At 74.8% G+C, this 24562-nt stretch carries 23 protein-coding genes; 20 read left to right on the top strand and 3 right to left on the bottom strand.

The features are described from left to right. Genes AB2U05_RS02485 through AB2U05_RS02430 form a run of 12 tightly spaced genes read left to right on the top strand, consistent with a single transcriptional unit; the run spans window position 1 to window position 12830 of the window. Entirely contained in the window at window positions 1-1227 is a 1227-nt protein-coding gene (locus AB2U05_RS02485; RefSeq protein ID WP_369182276.1) for an O-antigen ligase domain-containing protein, read from the top strand. 2 nt (window positions 1228-1229) lie between these two features. Further along, window positions 1230-2504: a glycosyltransferase gene (locus tag AB2U05_RS02480; RefSeq protein WP_369182275.1), complete on the top strand. Its 1275-nt coding sequence runs from the start codon at window positions 1230-1232 to the stop codon at window positions 2502-2504. Continuing rightward, window positions 2501-3736 (top strand): methyltransferase domain-containing protein, encoded by a 1236-nt coding sequence (locus AB2U05_RS02475; protein WP_369182274.1) that lies wholly within the window; start codon window positions 2501-2503, stop codon window positions 3734-3736. The genes AB2U05_RS02480 and AB2U05_RS02475 overlap by 4 nt, the downstream gene beginning before the upstream one ends. After that, a complete protein-coding gene (locus tag AB2U05_RS02470) occupies window positions 3733-4530 on the top strand; it encodes a glucose-1-phosphate cytidylyltransferase (protein WP_045694180.1) in 798 nt (265 codons plus the stop codon). Before AB2U05_RS02475 ends, AB2U05_RS02470 begins: the two co-directional genes overlap by 4 nt. Beyond that, the gene (locus AB2U05_RS02465) at window positions 4527-5174 is read left to right on the top strand and encodes a PIG-L deacetylase family protein (protein WP_369182273.1); all 648 of its coding nucleotides are present in this window, start codon (window positions 4527-4529) and stop codon (window positions 5172-5174) included. Before AB2U05_RS02470 ends, AB2U05_RS02465 begins: the two co-directional genes overlap by 4 nt. Window positions 5175-5180: 6 nt before the next feature. After that, complete coding sequence (locus AB2U05_RS02460) at window positions 5181-6206, top strand: NAD(P)-dependent oxidoreductase (RefSeq protein WP_045694175.1); 1026 nt, start codon at window positions 5181-5183, stop codon at window positions 6204-6206. Between the two features lie 17 nt (window positions 6207-6223). Beyond that, a complete protein-coding gene (locus tag AB2U05_RS02455; protein ID WP_369185879.1) occupies window positions 6224-7477 on the top strand; it encodes a DUF4910 domain-containing protein in 1254 nt (417 codons plus the stop codon). 5 nt (window positions 7478-7482) lie between these two features. Continuing rightward, entirely contained in the window at window positions 7483-8811 is a 1329-nt protein-coding gene (locus tag AB2U05_RS02450) for a hypothetical protein (RefSeq protein ID WP_369182272.1), read from the top strand. Continuing rightward, the gene (locus AB2U05_RS02445; protein ID WP_369182271.1) at window positions 8808-9755 is read left to right on the top strand and encodes a glycosyltransferase family 2 protein; all 948 of its coding nucleotides are present in this window, start codon (window positions 8808-8810) and stop codon (window positions 9753-9755) included. Before AB2U05_RS02450 ends, AB2U05_RS02445 begins: the two co-directional genes overlap by 4 nt. Continuing rightward, window positions 9752-10954, top strand: a complete 1203-nt coding sequence (locus tag AB2U05_RS02440) for a polysaccharide pyruvyl transferase family protein (protein WP_045711377.1) — start codon at window positions 9752-9754, stop codon at window positions 10952-10954. Before AB2U05_RS02445 ends, AB2U05_RS02440 begins: the two co-directional genes overlap by 4 nt. Next, a complete protein-coding gene (locus AB2U05_RS02435; RefSeq protein WP_369182270.1) occupies window positions 10951-11499 on the top strand; it encodes a dTDP-4-dehydrorhamnose 3,5-epimerase family protein in 549 nt (182 codons plus the stop codon). Before AB2U05_RS02440 ends, AB2U05_RS02435 begins: the two co-directional genes overlap by 4 nt. A 5-nt stretch (window positions 11500-11504) precedes the next feature. After that, window positions 11505-12830 carry a glutamate-1-semialdehyde 2,1-aminomutase gene (locus AB2U05_RS02430; RefSeq protein ID WP_045694164.1) on the top strand — a complete coding sequence of 442 codons (1326 nt, stop codon included), beginning with the start codon at window positions 11505-11507 and terminating at the stop codon, window positions 12828-12830. Between the two features lie 7 nt (window positions 12831-12837). On the opposite strand, the gene AB2U05_RS02425 is transcribed toward AB2U05_RS02430, so the two are convergent. The 3 genes from AB2U05_RS02425 to AB2U05_RS02415 all read right to left on the bottom strand — a co-directional run bounded on the left by AB2U05_RS02425 (window position 12838) and on the right by AB2U05_RS02415 (window position 15474). Next, window positions 12838-13566, bottom strand: coding sequence for a phosphatase PAP2 family protein (locus AB2U05_RS02425; protein WP_369182269.1), 729 nt, complete (start codon window positions 13564-13566; stop codon window positions 12838-12840). Window positions 13567-13693: 127 nt separating this feature from the next. Continuing rightward, a complete protein-coding gene (locus AB2U05_RS02420) occupies window positions 13694-14386 on the bottom strand; it encodes a response regulator (protein ID WP_369182268.1) in 693 nt (230 codons plus the stop codon). Beyond that, a complete protein-coding gene (locus AB2U05_RS02415; RefSeq protein ID WP_369182267.1) occupies window positions 14383-15474 on the bottom strand; it encodes a sensor histidine kinase in 1092 nt (363 codons plus the stop codon). The genes AB2U05_RS02420 and AB2U05_RS02415 overlap by 4 nt, the downstream gene beginning before the upstream one ends. A gap of 649 nt (window positions 15475-16123) precedes the next feature. Here AB2U05_RS02415 and AB2U05_RS02410 point away from each other — a divergent pair. The 8 genes from AB2U05_RS02410 (at window position 16124) to AB2U05_RS02375 (ending at window position 24562) form a co-directional block, all read left to right on the top strand. Beyond that, a complete protein-coding gene (locus AB2U05_RS02410; RefSeq protein WP_369182266.1) occupies window positions 16124-16969 on the top strand; it encodes a hypothetical protein in 846 nt (281 codons plus the stop codon). 125 nt (window positions 16970-17094) lie between these two features. Continuing rightward, on the top strand, window positions 17095-17961 hold the full coding sequence (locus AB2U05_RS02405) for a LuxR family transcriptional regulator (RefSeq protein WP_157882026.1): 867 nt from the start codon (window positions 17095-17097) through the stop codon (window positions 17959-17961). A gap of 56 nt (window positions 17962-18017) precedes the next feature. Next, window positions 18018-19844 (top strand): acyl-CoA dehydrogenase, encoded by a 1827-nt coding sequence (locus tag AB2U05_RS02400; RefSeq protein WP_045694162.1) that lies wholly within the window; start codon window positions 18018-18020, stop codon window positions 19842-19844. Window positions 19845-20284: 440 nt separating this feature from the next. Beyond that, window positions 20285-21469 (top strand): beta-ketoacyl synthase, encoded by a 1185-nt coding sequence (locus AB2U05_RS02395; protein WP_045694160.1) that lies wholly within the window; start codon window positions 20285-20287, stop codon window positions 21467-21469. Then, on the top strand, window positions 21466-22422 hold the full coding sequence (locus AB2U05_RS02390) for a beta-ketoacyl synthase N-terminal-like domain-containing protein (protein WP_369182265.1): 957 nt from the start codon (window positions 21466-21468) through the stop codon (window positions 22420-22422). The genes AB2U05_RS02395 and AB2U05_RS02390 overlap by 4 nt, the downstream gene beginning before the upstream one ends. A 46-nt stretch (window positions 22423-22468) precedes the next feature. Beyond that, the gene (locus AB2U05_RS02385; RefSeq protein ID WP_045694158.1) at window positions 22469-23263 is read left to right on the top strand and encodes an SDR family oxidoreductase; all 795 of its coding nucleotides are present in this window, start codon (window positions 22469-22471) and stop codon (window positions 23261-23263) included. After that, entirely contained in the window at window positions 23263-24243 is a 981-nt protein-coding gene (locus tag AB2U05_RS02380; RefSeq protein WP_063773475.1) for an alpha/beta hydrolase, read from the top strand. The genes AB2U05_RS02385 and AB2U05_RS02380 overlap by 1 nt, the downstream gene beginning before the upstream one ends. After that, the gene (locus AB2U05_RS02375; protein ID WP_369182264.1) at window positions 24236-24562 is read left to right on the top strand and encodes a DsrE family protein; all 327 of its coding nucleotides are present in this window, start codon (window positions 24236-24238) and stop codon (window positions 24560-24562) included. Before AB2U05_RS02380 ends, AB2U05_RS02375 begins: the two co-directional genes overlap by 8 nt.

Here is a 24562-nt window from a genome sequence, read left to right as displayed (position 1 = left end):
ATGCACCGCGACCTGACGGGCCCGCCGCGGACCGTCGAGCTGGTCTGGGGGCTGCTGATCCTCAACACGCTCGGCTCCGCCGGGGCGCGGACGATCGTCCCGCTGCCGCGCTCCCTCATCCAGATGGCCACCATGGGCGCGCTGGTCTCCGCGTTCGCGCTGGCGCTCCTGCTCAACCTGCGGCTGCGGATCCGGGCCAGCGCCTTCCTGTGCCTGCTCACCCTGATGCTGGTGCTGAGCGTGGTCGCCAGCGCCCACCCGACCTCCGGCTTCGGCGCCCTGTTCCGCTGCTTCCGGCTGTCCCTGTTCGTCGGCACGCTGTGGCTGCTCAGCCGCTGGTGGGACGGCGGCGAGGGGCTCGTGCGCTCGCACATCCGGATGTACTTCGCGGTGCTCGCCTCGGTGGCCGCCGGCCTGGTCGTCTCCCCGGGCGCGGCCATGCCCGAGCTCTACGGCGGGCGGCTGGTCGGCGCGCTGTGGCCGCTCACCCCGCCGCAGATCGGCCAGTACGCCGCGGTGATCATCGGGCTCACCGTGCTGCTCCTGCTGGACCGCCGCACGACCGGGCGCAGCGCGGCGCTGGTCGTCGTGCCCTCGCTCGTCCTGCTCGCGCTGACCCACACCCGGACGGCGACCCTCGGCCTGATCGTCGGGCTGCTGCTGGCGATCGGCTCGCTGCTGCTCACCAGCGCGGCCGCCCGCCGGTTCTTCGGCTGGGCGGTGCTGGTCGCCACCACGGCCGCGGTGGGCCTGAGTTCACTGCTCCAGGCGTGGTTCCTACGCGGCCAGACCCAGGAGAACTTCTCCAACCTCACCGGCCGGGCCAAGGTCTGGGACGCCCTGCTGGCGGCGCCCCGGACGACCCTGGAGCAGCTGTTCGGCACCGGCCTGGGCGACAAGTCCTTCGGCGGGCTGCCGATCGACAACAGCTGGCTGGCCGTCTACAACGAGCAGGGCCTGGCCGGCGTCGCCGTCGTGGCGGCGGTCTTCCTCACGCTGGGCGGGGTCGCGCTGCTGCGGCCGCCGTCGCCGGCGCGGGCCTGCGCGATCTTCCTGATCAGCTACTGCGCGATCGCGTCGTACACCGAGGCCGGGCTGGGCGACGCCTCGCCGTACCTGCTGCACCTGACGGTGGCCGCGTCGCTGCTGGTGGTGCCCGACCCGGGCGCGCCCCTCGCGGCGCCCGCGACCCCCCGACGACGCGTCCGGCAACCGGAGGTGACCTGACCATGGACGTCCTCGTGGTGCACAACCGCTACGGCTCCGCGCAGCCGAGCGGGGAGAACCGGGTCGTCGACCAGGAGGTGGCGCTGCTGCGCGAGGCCGGCCACCGGGTCGAGGTGTTCGAGCGGCGCAGCGACGACATCGCCGCGATGTCGCTGCCGGCCAAGGCCGCGGTGCCGCTGCGGGTGCCGTGGAACCCGGCGGTGCGCAGGGAGCTCACCGCCCGGCTGCGCGCCGACCGGCCGGACGTGGTGCACGTCCACAACGTCTTCCCGCTGCTGTCGCCGGCGGTGCTGGCGGCCTGCGCCGACGCGGGGGTGCCGGCCGTCGCCACGCTGCACAACTACACGCAGGTGTGCCCGCCCGGCACGCTGCAACGGGACGGCCGGCCGTGCACCGCGTGCGTCGGCCGGGCGCCGCTGCCGGCCGTCCGGCACGGCTGCTACCGCGGCTCCCGGCTGGCGACGGTGCCGCTGGCGGTGAGCCTGGCGGCCAACCGGCGGCGCTGGTGGTCCGGCGTGGAGCGGTTCTTCTGCATCTCCGCGGCGCAGCGCGACGTCCTGCTGGGGGCCGGTCTGCCGGCCGGACGGCTGGCGGTGAAGCACAACTTCGTCCCCGACCCGGGCGCCTGCCGCACGGGCGCCGGCGAGCACGTGCTCTACCTCGGCCGGCTCGCCGAGGCCAAGGGCGTACGGCTGCTGATGGCCGCGTGGGACGGCCTGGCCGCGGCCGGCGGCGTGGGCGTGCCGCTCGTGGTGGCCGGCGCCGGGCCGCTGGAGCGGGAGGTGGCCGCCTGGGCGGCGGGCCGGGACGACGTGCGGTTCGCCGGCCTGTACGACCCGGACCAGTGCCGGCGGGCCGTCGCGCGGGCGGTCGCCGTGGTGGCGCCGTCGACGTGGCTGGAGGCGTTCGGCCTGGTGGTCGTGGAGGCGATGGCGGCCGGGGTGCCGGTGGTCGCCGCCGGCCACGGCGCCTTCGTCGAGCTCGTCGAGGACGGGGTGACCGGGCTGCTGCACCGGCCGGGCGACGCGGCCTCGCTGGCGTCCGGCCTGCGCCGGATCACCGCCGAACCGGACCGCAACCGGGAGATGGGTGAGGCGGCCCGGCGCCGGTACGAGCAGGGGTTCAGCCCGGCCGTGGGGCTGGAGCGCCTGCTGGAGGGCTACCGCTCCGCGATCGCGGGACGGTCCGGCGGCGCGGACCTCGCGCCGCCGGTGGGGAACGGAAACGCCGGCCCGCGGCGGGGCACCCGCGCGGGCGGAATTGGGGGCAGTCAATGACGAAATGCCGACTCTGCGGCTCGACGGCGCTGGGGAGCGTCGTCGACCTGGGGGCGACCCCGCCGTGCGAGAGCTTCCTCGCCGCGGACGAACTGGACCGGCCGGAGCCGGCGTACCCGCTGCACCTGCGGGTCTGCACCGACTGCTGGCTGGCGCAGATCCCGCCGCTGATCACCCCGGAGGAGACGTTCACGCAGTACGCGTACTTCTCCTCCTACTCGACCTCCTGGGTGGAGCACGCGCGCGCCTACGTCGACGCCGCCGTGCGGCGCCTCGGCCTGGGCTCGGACGCCTTCGTGGTCGAGGTCGCCAGCAACGACGGCTACCTGCTGCGGCACGTGGTGGACCGGGGGATCCGCTGCCTCGGCATCGAGCCCTCGGTGAACGTCGGCGCCGCGGCCCGGGAGGCGGGCGTGCCGACGCTCACCGAGTTCCTGGACCCGGCCACCGGCTCGGCCGTGCGCGCCGAGCACGGCCCGGCGGACCTGGTCGTGGCCAACAACGTGTACGCGCACATCCCGGACGTGGTCGGCTTCACCCGGGGCCTGCGCGCCCTGGTCGCCGACGACGGATGGGTCTCCATCGAGGTGCAGCACCTGCTGACCCTGATCGAGGAGAACCAGTACGACACCATCTACCACGAGCACTTCCAGTACTACACGGTCGCCTCCGCGATTCGGGCGCTGGCCAGCGGCGGGCTGACGCTGGTGGACGTCGAGCTGCTGCCCACGCACGGCGGCTCCATCCGGCTGTGGGCCCGGCCCGAGGAGGCGGCCGGCGCGCCGACCCAGCGGGTGACCGACGTGCTGGCGCGGGAGAAGGCCGCCGGGCTCCAGGAGCTGTCCGGCTACACCGAGTTCTCCGCCCGGGTGGCCAAGGTGCGCCGGGACCTGCTGCGCTTCCTCATCGACGCGGCCGAGCGCGGCGAGACCGTCGTCGGCTACGGCGCCCCCGGGAAGGGCAACACCCTGCTCAACCACTGCGGCATCCGGCCCGACCTGCTGCCGTACACCGTCGACCGCAACCCCTACAAGCACGGCCGGTTCACCCCGGGCACCCGCATCCCCGTCCTGCCGCCCGAGCAGATCGCCACCGACCGGCCGGACTACGTCCTCGTCCTCCCGTGGAACCTGCGGGCCGAACTGGTCGAGCAGCTGTCCTTCGTGCACGAGTGGGGCGGCCGACTGGTCTTCCCCATCCCGGAGCTGAGCATCGTGGAGGTGAAGCCGTGAAGGTCGTCCTGTTCTGCGGGGGCTACGGGCTGCGGATGCGCAGCGGATCCTCCGACGACGTGCCCAAGCCGATGGCGATGGTCGGTCCGCGGCCGCTGATCTGGCACGTGATGCGCTACTACGCGTACTTCGGCCACACCGAGTTCATCCTGTGCCTCGGCTACGGGGCCCGCCACATCAAGGACTTCTTCCTCAGCTACGAGGAGACGGCGTCCAACGACTTCGTGCTGCGCGGCGGGCGGACGGAACTGCTGTCCACCGACATCTCGTCGTGGACGATCACCTTCGCGCAGACCGGCATCGAGTCGCCGATCGGCGAGCGGCTGCGCCGGGTGCGCCACCACCTGGACGGCGACGAGATGTTCCTCGCCAACTACGCCGACGTGCTCACCGACGCCCCGCTGCCGGAGATGATCGAGACGTTCTCCCGGCGCGACGCCGGCGCCTCGATGATGGTGGTGCCGCCGCAGTCCTCCTTCCACTGCGTGGAGTTGGGAGAGGACAACCTGGTGGGCGGGATCACCGCGGTGAGCGACATGCCGCTGTGGGAGAACGGCGGCTACTTCGTGCTCCGCCAGGAGGTCTTCGACCACATCCCGGAGAACGGGGACCTGGTCGCCGACGGCTGCGCGGGGCTGGCCAAGCAGGGCCGCCTGGTGGCGCACCGGCACCGCGGCTTCTGGAAGCCGACCGACACCGTGAAGGAACGGGCCGCGCTGGACGCCGCCTACGCCCGCGGCGAGCGCCCGTGGGCCGTGTGGGAGCGGGACGGCGCCGCGGTGGGGTCCGCGTGATCCGGCTCGGGGCCGGGCGCCTGGCCGCGGTCGTCGCCGTGGGGGCGCACTGCGACGACATCGCCATCGGCGCCGGCGGCACCCTGCTGACGACGTGCCTGGCCCGCCCGGGCCTGCGGGTCGACGCGCTGGTGCTCTCCGGCGGTGGCGGCGAGCGGGAGCAGGAGGAGCGGGCCGCGCTCGCCGCCTTCTGCCCGGGCGCCGACCTGCGCCTGACCGTCCTCAAACTGCCGGACGGCCGGCTGCCCGCGCACTGGGACGAGGCCAAGGCCGCCGTGGAGGAGCTGCGCGCGCGGACCGAGCCGGGCCTGGTCCTCGGCCCGCGCACCGAGGACGCCCACCAGGACCACCGCGGCCTGGCGACGCTGCTGACCACCGCGTTCCGCGACCACCTCGTGCTCGGCTACGAGATCGTCAAGTGGGACGCCGACCTGGGCCGCCCGGTGGCCTACCAGCCGCTCGCCCCGGAGGTCGCCGAACGCAAGGTGCGACTGCTGCAGGAGCACTACCCCTCGCAGCGGCACCGGCCCTGGTACGACCGGGAGGCCTTCCTCGGGCTGGCGCGGATCCGCGGCATCGAATGCCACGCGCGCTACGCGGAGGCCTTCGCCGTCACCAAACTGACGCTTGATCTGGAGGGTTGAGAAAGCATGCGCGTACTGCTGACCGGACACCAGGGCTACCTGGGCACCGTGATGGCCCCGGTCCTCGCGGCCGCCGGGCACGAGGTCGTCGGGCTGGACGCCGGCCTGTTCGCCGACTGCGTCCTCGGCCCGGCGCCCGCGGACCCGCCGGGGCCGCGGGTGGACCTGCGCGACGTCACGGCCGAGCACGTGGCCGGGGTGGACGCCGTGATCCACCTGGCCGCGCTCTCCAACGACCCGCTGGGCTCGCTGGCGCCGGACCTCACCTACGACATCAACCACCACGCCTCCGTCCGGCTGGCCCGGCTGGCCCGCGACGCCGGGGTGAAGCGCTTCCTGTACGCCTCCACCTGCTCCGTCTACGGCGCCGCCGGCGGCGACGACCTGGTGACCGAGGACGCCCCGCTGCGCCCGGTCACGCCGTACGCCGAGTCCAAGGTGCGGGTGGAGGACGACCTGCACGCCCTGGCGGACGGCGACTTCACCCCGGTGTACCTGCGCAACGCCACCGCCTTCGGCTACTCGCCCCGGCTGCGCGCCGACATCGTGCTGAACAACCTGGTGGGCCACGCGCTGCTGTCCGGCGAGGTGCTGGTGCTCTCCGACGGCACCCCGTGGCGCCCGCTGGTGCACGCCGCCGACATCGCCCGGGCCTTCGCGGCCGCGCTGGTCGCCCCCCGGGAGGCGGTGCACGACCGGGCGTTCAACATCGGCAGCGAGGTCAACAACGTCACCGTCGCCGAGATCGCCGAGCAGGTCGCCGAGGCGGTGGACGGCGCGAAGGTGCGGATCACCGGGGAGAGCGGCGCCGACCCGCGCTCCTACCGGGTGGACTTCTCCCGGTTCCGCGAGGCGCTGCCCGGCTTCGCATGCGAGTGGACGGTCAAGCAGGGCGCGCTCGAACTCGCCGACGCCTACCGGCGGTTCGGGCTCACCCGGGAGAGCTTCGAGCAGAGCTTCACCCGGCTGGCCGTGCTGCGCCGGGCCGCCGGGGCCGGCACCGTCGACGAGACCCTGCGGCGGCGCGGGTGAGCGGCGTCGGCGAGGAGATGCACGCCCTGGTGGAGCGGCTGTACCCGCTCTGCCGGAGCATCACCGGCGACGGTGTGCGCGCCACCCTGGACATCGTCGGCGAGTACCTGCCGCTCCAGCGGCACGAGGTGCCGACCGGCACGCAGGTGCTCGACTGGACGGTGCCGCAGGAGTGGAACGTCCGGGACGCGTACGTCGCCGACGCCGCCGGGAAACGGGTCGTCGACCTCGCCGCGTCCGCCCTGCACGTGCTCGGCTACAGCGTGCCCGTCGCGGCGACCATGCCGCTGAGCGAGCTGCGCCCGCACCTGCACACCCTGCCGGACCACCCGACCTGGGTGCCGTACCGCACCAGCTACTACCGGCCGGACTGGGGCTTCTGCCTGTCCCAGGAGACCCTGGACGCCCTGCCGGAGGGCGACTACGAGGTGCGCGTGGACTCCACGCTCGCCGACGGCCACCTCAGCTACGCCGAGCACGTGGTGCCCGGGCAGGTCGCCGACGAGGTGATCGTCTCCTGCCACGTCTGCCACCCGGCGCTGGCCAACGACAACATGGCCGGCGTCGCGGTGGCCGTGTTCCTGGCCCGGGAGCTCGCGCAGCGCTCGCCCTGGTACACCTACCGGTTCGTTTTCGCGCCCGGCACCATCGGGGCGATCACCTGGCTGGCCCGCAACGCGGAGCGGATCGAGCGGGTCAAGCACGGGCTGGTGCTGGCCTGCGCCGGCGACCGCGGCCCGCTGACGTACAAGCGGAGCCGTCGCGGCGACGCGGAGATCGACCGGGTGCTGGGGTACGTCCTGGCCGCCTCCGAACGCCCGCACCGGATCGACGAGTTCACCCCGTACGGCTACGACGAGCGGCAGTACTGCTCGCCCGGGTTCAACCTGGGCGTCGGCTCGCTCAGCCGGACCCCGAACGGCCGGTACCCCGAGTACCACACCTCGGCGGACGACCTGGACTTCGTCGCGCCCGAGGCGCTGGCGGACACCCTCGCGGTCTGCCGCGAGGCCTTCGCCGTCCTCGACCGCAACCGGCGCTACGTCAACCTCAGCCCTTACGGCGAACCGCAGTTGGGCCGGCGCGGGCTGTACGAGTCGCTGGGCGGCCACGCCGACGCGGGGCAGGCCCAGCTGGCGATGCTCTGGGTGCTGAGCATGTCGGACGGCACGGCCGACCTGCTGGACGTCGCCGAGCGCTCCGGGCTGCCCTTCGACGCGGTCGCCGTCGCGGCCGGCGCCCTGGAGGGCGCCGGGCTGATCAAGGCGTGACGCGGATGGCCACCGAGGGGGCGCGGACGACGGCCGGCGCCGGGCCGCCGGCGCAGGCGCCCGGGCAGGAGCCCGGCGCCCGGCGGGGCGTGCTCGGCCGGGTGTCCTGGGGGCTGGCCGACCAGGCGGTCACCAGCATGATCAACTTCGCGGTGGGCATCTACGTCGCCCGGGAGCTGGGGGTGCACGCCTTCGGCGTGTTCAGCCTGGCCTGGCTGACCTACGGCGTGGTGCTCAACGTCTCCCGCGGGCTGGCCACCGACCCGCTCATGGTGCGGTTCAGCGGCGTGCCGCAGGAGGCCTGGCGCGCGGCCGCGGCCCGCTCGTCCGGCACCGCGCTCGCCGTCGGCACCGCCCTCGGCGCCGGCTGCCTGCTGGTCGGGTTCGGCCTCGGCGGCGACGTCGGGCCCGCGTTCGCCGGCCTCGGCCTCGCCCTGCCGGCGCTGCTGCTCCAGGACGCCCGGCGGTTCGCGTTCTTCGCGGCCGGCACCGGGCACAAGGCCTTCGCCAACGACCTGGTGCAGGGCGTCGCGCTCGTCCCGGCCATGGTCGTGGCGGCGCGGGTGGGCACCGTGGCCGCCTTCGTGCTGGCCTGGGGCGCCGCCGCCGCGGCGGCGGCCGGGTACGGCTTCCTCCAGTCCGGCATCCGGCCCCGGGTCACCCGGGCCCGCGGCTGGCTGCGCGAGCAGCGCGACCTCGGCTCCCGGTACCTGGTCGAGAACGTCAGCCTCAGCGGCGCCGGCCAGCTGCGGGCGTACGGCCTCGGCGCGATCGCCGGGGTCGGCGCGGTCGGCGCCGTGCGGGGCGCCGAGCTCCTGCAGGGCCCGTTCCTGGCCCTGCTGATGGGGCTGTCCCTGGTCACCGTCGCCGAGGCGGCCCGGGTCCTGCGGCGGACCCCCGAGCGGCTCGGCCGGTTCTGCTTCCTGCTGGGCGGCGGTCAGGCCGGCGCCGCCCTGCTCTGGGGCTCGGCCCTGCTGCTGATGCCGGACCGGCTCGGCGAGCTCGTCCTCGGCGACGTCTGGCACGACGCCTCGCGGCTCATCGTGCCCGCCACCCTCGGCGTCGCCGGCGCCGGCCTCGGCAGCGGCGCGGCGGCCGGTCTGCGCGCGCTCGCCGCCGCCCGCCGCAGCCTGCGCTGCCAACTCTTCGCCTCCGCCTGCTACCTGGGCGGCGGCCTCGGCGGGGCCGCCCTGGCCGGCACCGTCGGCTCCGCCTGGGGCGTCGCCTCCGCCACGGCCTGCGGCTCGGCCCTCTGGTGGCTGCACCTGCGCGCCGCCCTGCGCGAGCACCACCGTGATCCCGTCCCCGGACACTCCGAAGTGAGGACGCCATGACCGCCGTACCCCGGTTGAGCATCGGGCTGCCCGTCTACAACGGCCAGGAGTACCTCGCCGAATCCCTCGACGCCCTGCTCGGCCAGACCTACGCGGAGTTCGAGCTGGTCATCTCCGACAACGCCTCGACCGACAGCACCGAGGACATCTGCCGCGACTACGCCGCGAAGGACCCGCGCATCCGCTACCTGCGGCTGCCGCGCAACATCGGCGCCGCGCCGAACCACAACTTCGTCTTCACCCAGTGCCGCGGCGAACTCTTCAAGTGGGCCTCCCACGACGACCTGTACGCCCGGGACCTGCTGAAGCGCTGCGTGCAGGCGCTGGACGAGCGGCCGGAGGTGATCCTCGCCCACTCCGACCAGGCCGTCATCGACGGGACCGGCCGGGTCAAGGTCCCCTACGCGTACGGGCTCGCCACCGGCTCGCCGTCCGCGCCGGAGCGCTTCCGCAGCCTGCTGTTCGAGCCCGGCGGCGACGACTTCTACGGCGTGCTGCGGGCCGACGTGCTGCGCCGGGTCAAGCCGCACGACAGCTACCACCACGCCGACCGCACCTTCGTCGCCGAGCTCACCCTGCACGGGCCCTTCCACCAGGTGCCGGAGCTGCTGTACTTCCGCCGCGACCACCCCACCCGCGCCGAGCGGGCCAACCCCTCCAAGCGCTCCCGCTGCGTCAACCTGGACCCGCGCCGGGCCGGCCCGCTGCACCCGACGCCCCGGCTGCTCGCCGAGTACGTCTGGGGCTTCGCCTCGGCGATCCGGCGGGCGCCGCTGTCCCCGGCCGACCGCAGCGCCTGCCGCCGCCACCTGGCCGCCTGGATGACCAGCCGGCTGCGCCCGGGCGCCGGCGAGCGGGTCGAGGACCGCGCCCCGGTCGATCCGGCCGCGCTCACCGTCTCCGTCGACGACCTGGTGGCCGGGCGCGAGGGGCGGCGGGCATGACGGCGAGGTCCCGACCCCCGTTGCGCGTCGGGGTGTTCGGCCTGCTCGGCGCCGGCAACCTCGGCAACGACGGCTCGCTGGAGGCGGTACTCGGCTACCTGCGCACCGCACATCCGCGGGCCGTCGTGGACGCGCTCTGCGGCGGCCCCGAGACCGTCACGGCCCGCTACCGGATCCCCGCCACCCGGCTGCACTGGTACCGCGGGGAGTACCGGACGGCCAACCGGGCCGGAGCCGTCCTCGGCAAGGGCCTGGGCAAGCTCGTCGACGCCGTGCGCACCGCCGCCTGGGTGCGCCGGCACGACGTGGTGATCGTCCCCGGCATGGGCGTCCTGGAGGCCACCCTGCCGCTGCGGCCCTGGGGCTTCCCGTACGCGCTGTTCCTGCTCTGCGCCTCCGGCCGGCTGCTCGGCACCAGGGTGGCGCTGGTCGGCGTCGGCGCCGCCCCGATCCGCGACCGGGCCACCCGGGCCCTGGTGCGCCGCTCGGCCCGGCTGGCCGCGTACCGCTCCTACCGGGACGAGCTGTCCCGCGAGGCGATGCGGGGGATGGGCGTGGACGTCTCCCGGGACGAAGTCCACCCGGACCTCGCCTTCGCGCTGCCGACGCCCCCTGCGCCCGATTCCCCGGGCGGTCAGGTCTGCGTCGGCGTCATGGACTTCCACGGCGGCAACGACGACCGCGCCCGGGCAGGGGAGATCCACCGCCGCTACCTGGACGGGACGACCCGCTTCGTCCGCGCGCTGGCCGAGGACGGCCGGCCGGTGCGGCTGCTCACCGGCGACGGGGCCGACGCGGCGGTGGTCGCCGCGATCATCGAGGCGGTCGGCTCCCCGCTGGTCACCGCCTCCCCGGCCGCCTCGCTGGCCGAGCTGATGGCCGAGACGGCCGCCGCCGACGCGGTGGTGGCCACCAGGTACCACAACCTGGTCTGCGCGCTGAAGACCGGCACCCCGACGCTCGCCCTGAGCTACGCGGCGAAGAGCGACGCGCTGATGGCCCGGATGGGGCTGGACGCGTACTGCCACCCGGCGCGCGAGGTCGACGCCGAGCGGCTGATCGAGCAGTTCCGGGAGCTGGAGAAGCACGCCGCCGAGCTGCGGCAGATCCTCGCCGAGCGGAACCTGGCCGCCGCCCGGCACCTCGACCACCAGTTCGCCGCCCTGACCGCGGCCGTCCTCCCCGAGGAGCCCTCATGAAGGTGACCGAAGTCCCGGCGATCGCCGGCGCCTACCTGTTCGAACCGACGCCGTACGCCGACGAGCGCGGCTTCTTCTGCCGCACCTTCGACGCCGAGGTGCTCCGCTCGGTGGGCATCGACCCCGACGCCTTCGTCCAGCACAGCCTCTCCCGCTCGGTGCGCGGCGTGCTGCGCGGCCTGCACCTGCGCTCCGGCGCCGGCGAGGCCAAGCTGGTGCGCTGCTCGCACGGGGAGGTCTTCGACGTCGTGGTGGACCTGCGGCCGCACTCGCCGACCTTCCGCAACACGGCCGTCTTCCGGCTCTCCGGCGGGACCCAGGCCAGCGTGTACATCCCGGCGGGCTGCGCGCACGGCTTCCAGGCGCTGACCGACGCCGACGTCTCGTACCGGATCGACCGCCCGCACGACCCGGCCGAGGACGTGACGATCGCCTTCGACGACCCGGAGCTCGCCATCCCCTGGCCGCTGCCGCCCGTGTCGATGTCCGAGCGGGACCGGAAGGCACCGTGCCTCGCCGAGGCCCTGGCCCCCAAGGAGAAGTGAGCCCCATGGCCGTTGACGACTTCCAGCTGCCCGAGTCCCGGGCGGCGAACGAGCGGCTGCACGCCCTGATCCCCGGCGGCGCGCACACCTACGCCAAGGGCGACGACCAGTACCCCGAGGGCCTGGCCCCGGTCATCAGCCACGGCCGCGGCGCCCACGTGTGGGACGTCGACGGCAACCGCTACGTCGAGTACGGCTCCGGCCTGCGCTCGGTCAGCCTCGGCCACGCCCACCCGCGGGTACTGGAGGCCGTCCGGCGGGAGATCGACCGCGGCGGCAACTTCGCCCGGCCGTCCATCGTCGAGGTGCGGGCCGCCGAGCGCTTCCTCGCCACCGTGCCGACCGCCGAGATGGTGAAGTTCGCCAAGAACGGCTCCGACGTCACCACCGCCGCGGTGCGCCTGGCCCGCGCCGCCACCGGCCGCGCCCGGGTGGCCGTCTGCCGCGACCACCCGTTCTTCTCCGTCGACGACTGGTTCATCGGCACCACGCCGATGTCCGCCGGCATCCCGGACGCGATCAGCGAGCTCACCGTGGCGTTCCCGTACGGGGACCTGGCGGCGACGGAGGAACTGCTCACCCGCCACCGGGGCGAGATCGCCTGCCTGGTCCTCGAACCCGCCGGCCACACCGAACCCCCGCCCGGCTACCTCGCCGGCCTGCGCGCGCTGGCCGACCGGCACGGCTGCGTGCTGGTCTTCGACGAGATGATCACCGGCCTGCGCTGGTCCGAGGCCGGCGCCCAGGGCCTGTACGGCGTCACCCCCGACCTCTCCACCTTCGGCAAGGCGCTCGGCAACGGCTTCGCCGTCTCCGCGCTGGCCGGGCGCCGCGAACTGATGGAGCGGGGCGGGCTGCGCCACCCCGGCGAGCGGGTGTTCCTGCTGTCCACCACGCACGGCGCGGAGACGCACGCGCTCGCCGCCGCGATGGCCGTGCAGGCCACCTACGCCGAGGAGGGCGTCACCGCCCGGCTGCACGCCCTCGGCGAGCGGCTGGCCGCGGGCGTGCGCGAGGCCGCCGCGGGCATGGGCGTCGCCGACCACGTCCTGGTCCGGGGCCGGGCCAGCAACCTGGTCTTCGCCACCCTGGACGAGCACGGGCGGCCGTCGCAGGAGTACCGCACCCTGTTCCTGCGCCAACTCCTGGCCGGCGGCGTGCTGGCGCCCTCGTTCGTGGTGAGCAGCGCGCTCGACGACGCCGACATCGACCACACCGTCGAGGCGGTGGGCCGGGCGTGCGCCGTGTACCGGAAGGCGCTGGACGCCGCCGACCCCGCGCCCTGGCTGGGCGGGCGGCCGGTGAAGCCGGTGTTCCGGCGCTTCGCGTGACCCGGCGTCAGCGGGGCTGCCGGCGGTGGGTGTCGGTGTCGGTGTCGGCGCCGGTGTCGGTGTCGGTGCCGGCGCCGGTGAGCCGGTCGGCCGTGCGGTCGACCAGCCACGCGGTCGCCGGCACCACCGCCAGCGCGGTGCACCAGCCGCCGAGCACGTCGGTCGGGTAGTGCGCGCCCAGCACCACCTGCGCCCAGCCCATGACGGCGCCGGCCAGCAGCGCCGCGCCGAGCAGGAGCGGGCGCCCGCTGCCCCGGTGGTTCGTGGCGAGCACCGCCACGGTGAGGGCGAACGCGGTGAGGAAGGCGGTGTGCCCGCTCGGGTAGGACAGGTTCCCGTCCCCGTGGATGGTGCGCCCCGCCAGGTGCTTGAGCAGCGTCGCCGCCCCCACGGCCAGGGCGACGCCGGTTACCGTGAACACCGCCGCGCGCGGCCGTCGGAGCAGCAGGCAGCCCGCCACGGCCGTCGCCACCAGGGCCGTCGCGCCCACCGGTTCCCCCAGGGCGTCCAGGGCGTGGGCGACGGACCGCCAGGGCGCCCCCGGCCCGTACAGCGCCGTGCCGATCCGGTCGTCCACCGTGCCGGGCTCGCCCTCGCCCGCGTACCGGACGCCGAGCACCAGGACCACCAGCGCGGCGAGGGCCGCCACCAGCCCGAGCCACCTGCGCGGCGGCGGGGGCAGCAGCGCGCGCGACGGCGCACGACGACCAGGCGCGCTCCGGACGGGCGATCCCACGCGAGCCCCCCTCACGGTGTCCGACCCGCCCGTCCGCGACAGTGTCACGAACCTTGTGGCGAAGGCGACTTCGGCGCGTTGCCGAGGCCTGAGCCATGCTAACCGGCGCGCGGCGGCGCCGGGCCCGTTACCGCTCCAGACCGTCCTCGCGGACCCGGGACGCGAGGTCGAGCTTGGTGAAGGTCGGCCGCCCGGCCCGCCGGTACTTGTCCTTGACCTGGTCGAGGTACCACTTGGCGGTCTGCGGGCTGATCCCGGCCCGCCGGGCGGTCGCCTTGAGGGTCAGGCCCGAGGCGTAGTCGAGCAGCACCTGGAGTTCGCGGGGCGTCAGCCGGGGGCGGTCCGGCCGGTCGTCGTGGGCCAGCGCGAAGGCCAGTTCGGGGGAGTGCACGGCGCGGCCGGCGGCGACCTCGGTGACCGCCTCCACCAGCCGGTCCAGGGCGTGGTCCTTGGTCAGGTAGCCCGCCGCGCCGGCGGCGACGGTGTCGGCCACGGCGGCGGGCGCGGCCTGGGTGCTGATCACCAGCACCCGGGGGCCGGCCGCGCACAGCCGGGCGACGTTGGAGGCGGGCACCGAGCCGTCCCGCAGGAGCAGGTCGAGCAGCACCACGTCCGCCCGCCGGCCGGGCCCGGCGAGCAGGTCGTCGACGGTCGGGGCGGCGGCGAGCAGGCGCAGCTGCGGCACCCGTTCCAGCCAGGAGCACAGGCCGTCCAGCAGCATCCGGTCGTCGTCCACGGCCGCGACGCCGATCGGGTGGCCGGGTGTCGGGGGGCCGGTTTTCGGGTGGCCGGCTGTCGGGTGGTCGGGCGCGGTGCTCACTCCGGCCACCTCAGCTCCACCAGGGTCCCCTCGCCGGGGGCGCTGTCGACGGCGGCGGTGCCGCCGATCTCCGCCATCCGGGCGTGGATCGAGCGCCGCAGGCCGGTGCCGTCGGCGGGCAGGAGCGCGGGGTCGAAGCCGCGGCCGTCGTCGACCACGGTGACGGCGATGCCGTGCCCGCGCCCGGTGGCGGTCAGGTGGGCGGTCGACGTGCCGGCGTGGTGGCGGACGTTGTTCAGCGCCTCGGTCACGGCGGCGGCCAGCGAGCGGGCCACCGGGCCGGGCAGGGTGGGGAGCCCGTGGTACCGGGCGTGGACGGTCAGGCCGATGCCCTCGGCGGCGGTCACCGCCTGTTCCAGCGCCGCGCCGGCCGCGACCTCGCCGTCCGGCCCCTCCGGCCCGTCCTCCTCGTCCGCGCGCTGGATCAGCCGCCGCAGGTAGGAGGCCTCCCGGGCGCAGCGCTCCCGGAACTCCGCGCGGGTCGGGTCGACCCGCTGCTGGGCGACGGCGGTCAGGGTGGCCAGGACGGTGTCGTGCAGGGCCCGGTGCTGGGCGATCCGTTCGGCGCGGCGGGCCCGGGCGGCCTCGGCCCGGACGGCGCGCTCCCGCGCCTCGTCCAGCAGGACGCCCTGGCGGCGCAGGTAGTGCCACAGGACGTACGCCATCAGCGCGGAGGAGAGCAGCGAGACCAGGTGCCCGCCCAGCGGGCGCAGCTCACCGGTCCGCAGGCAGCAGGCCGTGTGCACGGCGACCACCAGGCCGACCGCGCCCACCGCCTCGCGCCCCGCCAGCCCGGCCGACGCGGCGGCGCAGGCCGAACTGCCGAGCAGCATGACCCAGGTGCCCGGTTGGGCGACGGGTGCGCTGTGGGTGGCCAGGGCGAGGAACGGGACGAGGCAGCCGGCCGACACGACGTCGGCCCAGAGCGCGGCGCGGTCGAGGCGGCCGCGCCGGTAGGCCGGCAGGTACAGCGCCGCGCTGCTCGCCAGGGCGGCCCCGAACAGCAGGAGGCCCGTCCCGCCGGCCACGGCCGCGGCCAGGCCGCCGATCAGGTGGCTGGCCCGGTACAGGCCGGTGGCCAGGAGCATGAACCGCCTGGCCCGCTGCAGCCCTGACCCCAATGAGACCCTCCAGGCAGCCCGATGCGACGCGAGCCAAGTGGATCTCGAAACTCACACAACGTCAAGATCTTGCGAAGGTACGGGAAGTGACGCTCGGAGCAACCCGGTTGGCCGGTTGGTGAAGCCTTCGGGTCCGGAGCGGCGCCTTCCGTGGCGGAGCCGACGCTACGGGGGCGTCGGGGGCGGCAGAACCCCCCTCTTCTGGGGGGTTTGAGTGTCCCGCGCGCGGGCAGGGCGCGCGCCGGTCGCGAGCATGTCACGCAGCTCCTGACCTGCCGTCATGTCGCTTCGTGCCGAGGCGAATTCGGTTCCCTGTCGAGGCCCCTGAACGTGGACTGGCAAGAAGTTGCCACGGTCTTGCGCGTGCTGGGCGTTTATGGGGAGATGGAGCCCGCTTCGCCCCGGGGTGGCTCGTTTGCGGTTCGGGCCGTTCGGGTGGTGACCGGACGTGCGCCGGCCCCGAGGATGCGATCGAAGCTGTTCCGAATGTCATTTCACTTTCAACCGTTGCGAGTCGACCGGCCGGAAGGCGGTCAGCCCGGCCCGTCGGCCGAGGTGTTCAGGCAAGCAGGGATCGCCCGCCGTCGTGGGGGCCGTCCGAGTGGGGAGACGGGCAGTGGATTACGTACCGGCGAGCAGCGGATCGGATGGCCTCGCCGGAGCACGGTGGGAGCGGCAGGAGGGGAGCGGCGCGGCGGTCGGCCGGTCGGGCGCGGTGCAGGCGGAGGAGGCCGAGCTGGCCCTGACCCTCTCCCGGGCGCGCGAACTGCTCGACTCGGTGGAGTCCTTCCAGCGCCGCGGCCCGTCCTCGGGGCGGGCGCTGGCGATCGAGGACCAGCCCGCGCTGGAGGCGGCGCTGGCCACCATGGTGGGCGGCGGCGTCCGGCAGGTCAGCGTCTCCGTCCCGGACACCGGCGCGGCGGGCGAACTGATGCGGGTGGCGCTGGCCGGCCGGCGGGTGGCCGCGGTGGAGCCGGCGACGCTGCGGGTGCTCTGCGATCCGCGGTCGGTCGGCCGGGGCCCGGTGCGGGAGGCCGTGCGCGCGGCGGACCGCTGCGAGCTGCGGGTCACCGAGTCGGCCCTGCGCGAGGCGGTGGTGCTCGACTCCTCGGCCGCCCTGGTCTGGTCGGGCAGCGGCGCGGGCGAGCGCCGGGTCTCGGTGGTCCGGGACGCGGCCGTGGTCGGCGCGCTCACCTCGCTCTACGCGGTGGCGTGGGCCGGCGCCCTGCGGTACGCCGACCGGCCCGGCCCGGACAGCCGGGCGCGCAGCCAGACCGGTCTGCGGATCCTCGAATGCCTGCGGGCCGGCCAGACGGACGAGGTCGCGGCCCGGGTCCTCCGGCTGTCGCTGCGGACCTACCGGCGGTACGTGGCCGAGATCATGCGGGAACTCGACGCCGGATCCCGGTTCCAGGCCGGCGCCCGGGCGGTCGAACTCGGGCTCGTCTCGACGTCGGCGTAGGGCTCCGGGGTCGGGCGCAGGAATCCGGGCGTCGGCGCCGTACTCCGGCGCCGGGCGGAACGGCTCCCGGTGGCGGTGCGTGCCGCCGGGCGTGGCAGTGCAGGGACGATCCACAGGGGGTGGCTATGGAGCGTGACTCAGGGGTGCTCGAACCGGTGCCGGAGGCGGCCGAGTTGCGCGGCCTGGTCGGGGCCGGCGAGGCGGAGCTCGACGCCGCGCTGAGCAACGTGCGGATGCTCATCGACACGGCGGCCCATCGGTACCGGACGTGGGCGCAGCGCAGCCGTCCGGTCGAGCTGGTGGAGCCCGGCGTCGGCCCGGTGCGCGAGGCCATCGTCACCGTCATCAGCGGCGCCCGGGCGTCGGTGGACATCGTGCTGTCGGCGAGCCCGCGCCGCACCAAGGAGCTGTGCGCCGACCTCAGGTCGCTGCTGGCGGCGCTGGACCGGACGGTGTCGGTGCGCATGCTCTGTACCCACGCGGGGATGCAACACGACTTCGTCGCCGCCGAGTTGGCGGGTGACTGGCCGATCGAGGTACGGCCGGCCCGGATCCCCTCGCTGGAGGCGGTGATCGTGGACCGGCGCGTGTCGGTGGTGCGCACCGCGGTCGGCGCGGACGCCTCGGTGGTCCGCTCGGCGGTGGTGATCGACGCGCTGGGCGCGCTGTTCGACAACGTCTGGCAGTCGGCCGGCGCCGCGCGCGTGCGGACCCGGCCGCCCGAGTACGAGCTCGCCGAGATCACCGGCCAGGTGCTGGCCCGCCTGCTCGCCGGGGCGACCGACGAGAAGGCAGCCCGCGAACTGCGGATCTCGGTGCGCACCTACCGCCGCCATGTCGCCGAGATCCTGGAGTCGCTGGGGACGAAGTCGCGGTTCCGGGCCGGAATGCTGGCGGCGGAGATGGGGATGCTGGCACCGCGGCCGGTGCCGCACCGGAGCCCCGCCGGCCTGCGGGCCCCCGTGAGCGCGCCGGTCGGCGCCGGGTCCTGAACCACCACCCCCACCAGCGGCGTTGCGGGGCAGCGCCCGACAGTTCGGAGGCCCAGATGGGGCACTACAAGTCCAACCTCCGCGACCTGGAGTTCAACCTCTTCGAAGTGCTCGACTCCCGACAGCTCTACGGGACGGGGAAGTTCGCCGAGCTGGACGCCGAGACCGCGCGGGGCGTGCTCGGCGAGGTGCGGCGCCTGGCGGCCGGCCCGCTGGCCGACTCCTGGGCGGAGTCGGACCGCAGGCCTCCGGTCTTCGACCCGGCCACCCGTACGGTCACCGTGCCGGAGGGCCTGCGCCGCTCCTACCAGGCCTTCCTGGACTCCGAGTGGTGGCGCCTGGGCATGGCGGAGGAGCTCGGCGGGACGCCGTGCCCGCCCTCGCTGTTCTGGGCGGTGGGCGAGCTGCTGCTGGGCGCCCACCCGGCGGTGTGGATGTACTGCGGCTTCCCGTCCTTCGCCTCCGTGGTCCAGCGCCTGGGCACGGCGGAGCAGCACCGGCTGGCCCGGCACATGGTGGAGCGGCGCTGGGGCGCCACCATGGTGCTGACCGAGCCGGACGCCGGCAGCGACGTCGGCGCCGCCCGGACCACCGCCCGCCGGCGGGAGGACGGCTCCTGGGAGCTGAGCGGGGTGAAGCGGTTCATCACCGGCGGTGAGCACGACCTCGCCGAGAACATCGTGCACTTCGTGCTGGCGCGTCCCGAGGGGGCCGGGCCCGGTACGAAGGGTCTGTCGCTCTTCCTGGTGCCGAAGTACGACTTCGACTGGGAGAGCGGTGAACTCGGCGAGCGCAACGGCGTCTTCGCCACCAACGTCGAGCACAAGATGGGCCTGAAGGCCTCCACCACCTGCGAGTTGACCTTCGGGGTGGACCGGCCGGCCCGCGGCTGGCTGCTCGGTGACCGGCACGACGGCATCCGGCAGATGTTCACGATCATCGAGTTCGCCCGGATGTTCGTCGGCACCAAGGCGATGGCCACCCTCTCCACCGGCTACCTCAACGCCCTGGAGTACGCCCGCGACCGGGTCCAGGGCCCGGACCTCACCGCGATGACCGACAAGTCCTCGCCCCGGGTGCCGATCACCCGGCACCCCGACGTGCGGCAGTCGCTGATGACCCAGAAGGCCTACGCCGAGGGCCTGCGCGCCCTGGTGCTGTACACGGCCGGCCTGCAGGACCGGGTCGTCGAGGCCGGGCACCGGGGCGCGTCGGATCCGGCCGCCCAGGGGCTGGCCGACCTGCTGCTCCCGGTGGTCAAGGGCTTCGGCTCCGAGCGCTGCTTCCAGCAGCTGACCCACAGCCTGCAGACCATCGGCGGCTCCGGCTACCTCCAGGACTACCCGATCGAGCAGTACATCCGCGACGCCAAGATCGACAGCCTGTACGAGGGGACGACGGCGATCCAGGGCCTGGACTACTTCTTCCGGAAGGTCGTCCGGGACAACGGCGTCGCCTTCGGGCGGCTGACCGGGGAGATCCGGCAGTTCCTGGCCGACGCCCACGGCGGCGAGCGACTGGCCGCCGGCCGCGACCGGCTGGCCACGGCCCTGGACGCCCTGGAGGGGATGCTCGGCGCGCTGCTGGCCCAGCTCTCCGGCGCCGGCGAGGACGGCCGGGAGCTGTACCGGGTGGGCCAGCACACCACCGCGCTGCTGCTCGCCACCGGGGAGGTGATGGTGGGCTACCTGCTGCTGCGCCAGGCCGCGGTGGCCCTGGAGCGCCTGCCCGCCGCCTCGGACCGGGACCGCCCGTTCTACCAGGGCAAGGTGGCGGTGGCCGGCTTCTTCACCCGTACCGTGCTGCCCGTGCTCCCGGTGTGGCGGCGGCTCGCGGAAGGGAGCGACCTGTCCCTGATGGAACTGCCCGAGGCCGCATTCTGACGCTTCGGTGGACGGCGTTCCGCAGGGACGTGTTGAATGGCGTGTACCGGTCACCGGTGCACGCCATTCGGCATTTCCCGAGCGGTTCCTGGGCGTTTCCTGGATGGTTCTCGGGGCGGTTCCGGGTCGGTTCCCGAGGAGGTTCCCGGGCCGCCCTAACAACCCGCGCGGCCCGCATGGCCAGAAGCTGCCAATCGGTTGAGTGCGTCCGTTCACCCGCGCTGGCAGCAACTTGACTGCGCGTTGAACGCCCCGGCCGCCGCTGAATACGGTGAAGCCACCCCGGAGGATCATTTCGATTCCCTGGCGGATTCCTCGGTCGAGCCGGAGATATCGAGCCGGAGATATCGAGTCGGACGACCGGATCACCGGATTCGCACGCAAAAACTCCGTAGTGATCTTCGGCAGGTACGAGCCCACGCACGAGGCGAGAGGACCTGATGAACGACGTGCTGATCACCGGCGTGGGAGTGGTCTCCCACCTGGGCACCGGAGTGGACGCCTTCTGGGAGGGCCTGACCGCGGCGCGGAGCACCCCGACCACGGTCCCCGACCCGTACGCGCAGATGAAGCTGCCGCTGATGTACGCGGTGCCCGGCGACGCGGTGCCGACCGGGCCCGAGCGCTACGGCGACCTGCGGCTCGGCCTCGGCTCCAGGCTGGCGATCGAGGCCGCCCGCCAGGCGGTGGCCGACGCGGGCCTGAGCGACGTGCCGCCGCACCGGGTCGCCGTGGTCATCGGCACCGGGATGGGCGACTCCGGCCTGCACGAGCAGTGGCGCACCGACGGGCGGCCCGAGTCCGACCGCTGGTCCCCGGTCTTCTCGGTGGCCTCGGCGGTCGGCTCCTGGTTCGGCGCCGAGGGCGCCAACTCCAGCGTCAGCAACGCCTGCGCCGCCAGCGGCTTCGGCCTCTCGCTCGCCGCCGACCTGATCCGCTCCGGCGAGGCCGACGTCGTGGTGGCCGGCGGCGCCGAGGCCTACTCCCGGGTCGCCCTGGCCTGCTTCAACCGCCTGAGCGCGATCGACCCCGAACGCTGCCGCCCGTTCGACCGGCACCGCAAGGGCACCCTGTTCGGCGAGGGCGCCGGGATGGTCGTCCTGGAGTCCGCGGTGCACGCCCGTACCCGGCAGGCCCGGCGGGTGTACGCCCAGCTGGCGGGCGTCGGCTGGAGCTGCGACGCCTACCACGCCACCGCGCCCGAGCCCACCGGCACCCAGATCACCCGCGCGATGCGCGAGGCGCTGGCGGCGGCGGGCGCGACCCCGGACCAGGTCGGCTGCGTGGTGCCGCACGGCACCGGCACCGAACTGAACGACCTGGTGGAGAGCCAGGTGCTCGGCGAGGTGCTGGGCGCCACCCCGGACCGGCTGCCGGTGTACAGCCTCAAGGCCCTGCTCGGGCACACCGGCGGCGCCGCCGCCGCGCTGGCCCTCGTCGCGGCCGTCCAGATCCTCTACCGCCGCACGGTGCCGCCCAACATGGCGCTGGGCGAGCAGGACCCGGAGTGCAAGGTGTTCCTGCCCACCGCGGCCACGCCGCTGACCGGCCGCTACGCCCTGGTCAACGCCTACGCCTTCGGCGGCAACAACGTGTCCCTGGTGCTGAAGGAGGCGGGGGTATGAGCACCGATCTGATGGTCTCCGGCATCGGGGTCGTCACCCCGTGGTCCGACCGGGCGGGCGAGGCCGCGCACGGCCCGCGCGAGGCCGGCCCCGAACCGTGGTTCGACCACCGCGAGCGGCTCGGGCCGCGCGGCTACAAGTACCTGCCCAGCGCCACCCAGTACCTGCTCGCGGCCACCCGGCAGGCGCTGGCCGACGCGGGCGAGCCCGAGCAGCAGGAGGAGCGGCGCGGCGCCGCGGTCGGCACCAACAGCGCGGCCGTGGCGGTGCACACCGCGATCGACGCGACCGTGGTCGCCGAGGGCGCGCGGATGCTCAACCCGGCCACCGCGCCGTACTTCTCGATCAACCTGTTCGGCAGCCGGCTGGCCACCGAGCACGCGCTCAAGGGCTTCAACCTCACCCTCACCTCGCCGCGGGTGGCCGGCCTGGAGGCCATCGAGGCGGGCAGCCGGGCGGTCGGCCTCGGCCGGGCCTCCTGGCTGCTGGCCGGCGCCACCGAGGAGGCGCTGCCCGAGGGGGACCCGGGCGCGCGGACCTCCGAGCGCGGGGCCGTCGCCCTGGTGCTGGAGCCCGCCGACCGGCTCCGGGCCCGGGGCGTGCGCGGCTACGGCCGCTGCGCCGCCCGCAGCCTCTTCCTGCCTCCCCGGGCGGCCGCCGGCGCGGCGGACCGGCTGCGCGGGCGGATCGCGGCGCTGCTGACCGAACTGGGGCTGCCCGAGGGACGGCCGCACCGCACCGTCGCGGTGGTGGACGACTCCCCGGTGGCCGCCGCCGTGAGCGCCGCGCTCGGCACGGGGGCGACCCGGGTCGAGGCCGGCGCCGGCTCGCTGGAGCCGGTGCTGCAGGTGGCCGGCGCGCTCGCCGAGGGCGAGGGCCCGGTGGCGGTGGTCACCGCCGCCGGCGAGGGCAACCTGGCCGTCGTCCTGGCGACGCCGCCGGAGCGGACCTGATGCACCGCTGGATCGACCGGACCGACGATCGGATGGGCAGGACGTCATGACCACACCACTCGAAGGCAGCTGGAACCTCGTCCTCGGGGCCTCCAGCGGGATGGGCCTCGCCACCGCGAAGGGCCTGGCGCTGGCCGGAGCCAACGTGCTCGGCGTGCACTTCGACACCGCCGCGGGGCAGGAGAAGGCGCGCGCCGCCGTCGAGGAGCTGCGCTCCACCGGCGTCGAGGCGCACTTCTTCAACGCCAACGCGGCCGCCGCCGCCACCCGTGCGGAGCTGCTGCCGGTCTTCACCGAGCTGACCGGCGGCCGGCCGCTGCGGGTGCTGCTGCACTCGCTCGCCTTCGGCAGCCTGCTGCCGTACCTGCCGGTCGACGGCGGAGCCGTGCTGACCAGCCGTCAGATGAACATGACGCTCGACGTGATGGCGCACTCGCTGGTCTACTGGAGCCAGGACCTGTACGGGGCCGGCCTGCTCGGCCCCGGCTCCAAGATCTTCGCGATGACCAGCGCCGGCGACCAGCGCGTCACCGCCAACTACGGCGCGGTGTCGGCGGCCAAGTGCGCGCTCGAGTCGCACGTGCGCCAGCTCGCCCTGGAGCTGGCGCCCAGCCGGGTCGCGGTCAACTCGATCCGGGCCGGCGTGACGGTGACCCCCTCGCTGGAGCGGATCCCCGAGCACGAGAGCCTGCTGGAGCTGGCCGCCCGCAGCAACCCGCACGGGCGGCTGACCCGGCCCGAGGACGTGGCGGAGGCCGTCGTCCTGCTGGCGCAGGCCGAGTCCTCCTGGATCACCGGCAACATCATCGGCGTCGACGGCGGAGAGGCGCTGACCAGCTGATGAGCCTCACCCGCCTGCCCTCGGCCGTCGCGACCGCGCTCGGCACGGCGGCCCGGCACGCCTTCGAGGTGTACCACCCGCCGGCCGGCAAACCGGGCCGCACCCCGGCCGACAAGGGCCTGCCGCAGCGCGAGTTCACCCTCACCACCAGCCGGGACGGCATCGCCCTGCACGGCTGGGCGGTCCCCGGGGCGGGGCCGGACACGGTGGTGCTCTGCCACGGCATGGGCCGCACCAAGTCCAGCACCCTGGCGCACATCCAGCTGCTGCACCGGGCGGGCTGGCACGTCGTCGCCTACGACATGCGCAACCACGGCGAGAGCGGGCGGGACCGGCGGCTGACCCGGATGGCCGACCGGTACACCGACGACCTCGCGGACGTGCTGCGCTGGGTGCACGCCGACCCGCAGCTCGGCGGCGGGCAGGTGGCGCTGGTCGGCTTCTCGTTCTCCACCTGGGTCTGCCTCAACGTCCTCCGGCGGATCGGCCACCCGGTGGCCGCGGTGGTCTGCGACAGCGGGCCGATGTACGACATCGGCGCCGGGCTGCGGCACTTCGCCACCCTGCGCCGCGGCACGCTGCCCGCCGAACTGACCGAGGGCCTGCCGGCCGCGCTCTACCGGCGCGCCTTCGGCCTGATCGGCCAGGCCATGCTGGTGGTCCGCGAGTGGCCGCCGGACCTGCGGGCGGTGCCGACCCGGCTGATGTTCGTGGCCGGCGGGCAGGACGCGGTGGTGCCGCCGGCGCAGATCGCCCCGGTCGCCGCCCGCTACCCGGACGCGGTGAGCTGGACGGCGCCCAACGCCCTGCACATGAACGCGATCCGGTTCGACGCGGCCGACTACCGCGAGCGGGTCCTGGGCTTCCTCACCGAGGCGTTCGGACCGGCCGGGAAGGACCCCGGGCCGGGAAAGGACCTCGGGACGGTGAAGGACCCCGGGACGGGGAAGGGCGAGGACCGGATGGTGGGCCGTGGCTGACTACCTGCTGACCGAGTCCCAGGGCCCGTGGGCCGGTCCGGGTGCCGACCGGTTCGCCGAGGACGCGGTGGCGCTGCGCGCGGCCGGCCACCGGGTGGTGCTCTTCCTGGTGGAGAACGGCGTGGTGGCCGCGCTGCCCAGCGGGCCGAGCGCCCTGCACACCCTGCTGGAGCGGGGCGGCGAGGTCTGGGTCGACGGCTTCTCGCTCGCCCACCGCGCCCTCACCGCCGACCAACTGCTGGACGGAGCGCGGCTGGTGGAGATGGCCGACGTCGCCGAGCGGCTGCTGGAGCCGCAGGTGCGAGGAGTGTGGCACTGA

The organism is Streptomyces sp. Y1 (assembly GCF_041053115.1).
In the GTDB taxonomy this organism is placed as follows: Bacteria; Actinomycetota; Actinomycetes; order Streptomycetales; family Streptomycetaceae; genus Kitasatospora; species Kitasatospora rubellomurina.
This window is presented reverse-complemented; position numbering and strand designations above follow the sequence as displayed.